Source organism: Ilumatobacter sp., assembly GCF_049588435.1.
In the GTDB taxonomy this organism is placed as follows: domain Bacteria; phylum Actinomycetota; class Acidimicrobiia; order Acidimicrobiales; family Ilumatobacteraceae; genus Ilumatobacter_A.
Map to the genome: position 1 here is coordinate 1 of NZ_JBAVYV010000241.1, position 1,588 is coordinate 1,588.

Below are 1,588 nucleotides of genomic sequence, written 5' to 3' on the forward strand. Positions count from 1 at the left end.
CCTCTACGCATTCCTGTCGTGGCTCCTCGACTGGATCGTCCGCTCACTCCAGACCTGAGCGCCGTACGGGGCCACATCGGATTTCCCGTCCGGCCGTCTCACGACCCACTGGCGGGTTGTGCACCGAGCGAACCGAGACCTTCCCGCCGCGCCCGCCGGCCCACCGGACCATCACGTCCGGCGCACTCGCCGTCGGCCCACTTCTCGCGACAGCGTTCTGCGCACCCGACTATGGTCGGCGCGCAACCACTGGGGAGGTTGGGACGAATTGCAGGCAACGCACGTGAACCACACGTCGGCACCGACATCGTCCACCGCGTCGCGGAGGCGGTGGACCGTCAGGGATGCCGTGAGGGAGAGTCGGCCGGTCTGGCGAGCCGGAGCGGCCTTCGTCGGTCTGGTCGCGCTGCTGTGTTCGCTCGATGATCGGGTCCCGCTGGCATCCGGCGTCGCCCTGGCCGCGTTGCTCCCCGCCGTACTGGTCGATCTGATCGCGGGACGACTTCCCAACCGCCTCGTCGGGTCGGCCGCGCTGCTCGGCGCCGTCACCCTGACCGTCGAATTCGTCCTCAGTGGCCACCGCTCGGCGCTCAGCGGTGCTGCGGTGGGCGCACTCGCGATGTCCGGCCCGCTGTTCATCGCCCACCTCGTGGCTCCGGCCGCGATGGGTTTCGGTGACGTCAAGGCCGCGCTCGTCGCCGGCGCTGCGCTCGGCCTCGTCGACCCGATCCTGGGACTCGCCGCACTGGCGATCGGGTCGGCCGGAACGGCGGTCGTGGGTGTCGTCACTCGCCGCCGAACGCTGGTGTTCGGCCCCGGCCTGATCTGCGGCGCCGTCATCGCACTCGTCGCGGCGGTGACCGAGTCGGGAGTGCGATGAGCCGGGACCCCGAACAGACGCGGGGGTTCCGCCCGAGCGCCCGTCGACGGAACCGGATCGCCGCCGGAGTCGCGCTCGGCGCCGTGGCGATCGGCGGAAACGTGCTCGTCTACTCGTCTCTCGACGACACCACGTCGGTCGTCCAGGCCATCGACAACATTCCAGCGGGGACGCAGGTGACCGCCGAGATGTTCCGCACCGTCGACGTCGATGTCGACGGGAGCGTGCCGACGGTCGCCGGGGATCAACTCACGGGGCTGGTCGGTCAGTACTCGAAGGTGCGCATCGTGTCGGGGCAACTCGTCGTGGGCATCGCGTTCCAGCCGGATCCGTTGGTGAATCGAGGACAGGCGATCGTCGCGATCGAGGTCGACTCCGACCTGATGCCGACCGGCGTGCGCGAAGACTCCACTCTGCAGCTGGTCGTGCTCGACTCCGACGGGGTTCCGATCGCCGTTCCCGGACGGGCGACCGAAGTGCCCGTCGAGTCGACATCCGGGAGCGGGTCGGTGTCGCTCTCGGTCGAGGTCGCCGAGAATCAGGCTCCCGACGTCGCCATCGCAGATGTCGTCAGCGTCGTCCTGCTCCCTCCGGCGCCGGATCCCGAGGGTGGATGAGATGACGACGATCCTGGTCGGAGGTGATTGCGCGACGACGTCGACCCTCGCGCTCGCGGCCGGATGGCCGGACAGTGGATCGGTCGACGAC

At 69.6% G+C, this 1,588-nt stretch carries 2 protein-coding genes; both read left to right on the forward strand.

Going from position 1 to position 1,588, the window contains the following annotated elements; translation table 11 throughout:
- The first annotated feature begins 349 nt into the window (after positions 1 to 349).
- Positions 350 to 880 (forward strand): prepilin peptidase, encoded by a 531-nt coding sequence (locus tag WBV89_RS09555; RefSeq protein ID WP_423981108.1) that lies wholly within the window; start codon positions 350 to 352, stop codon positions 878 to 880.
- Complete coding sequence (locus WBV89_RS09560; RefSeq protein WP_423981109.1) at positions 877 to 1,497, forward strand: SAF domain-containing protein; 621 nt, start codon at positions 877 to 879, stop codon at positions 1,495 to 1,497. Before WBV89_RS09555 ends, WBV89_RS09560 begins: the two co-directional genes overlap by 4 nt.
- The last annotated feature ends 91 nt before the right edge of the window (positions 1,498 to 1,588 follow it).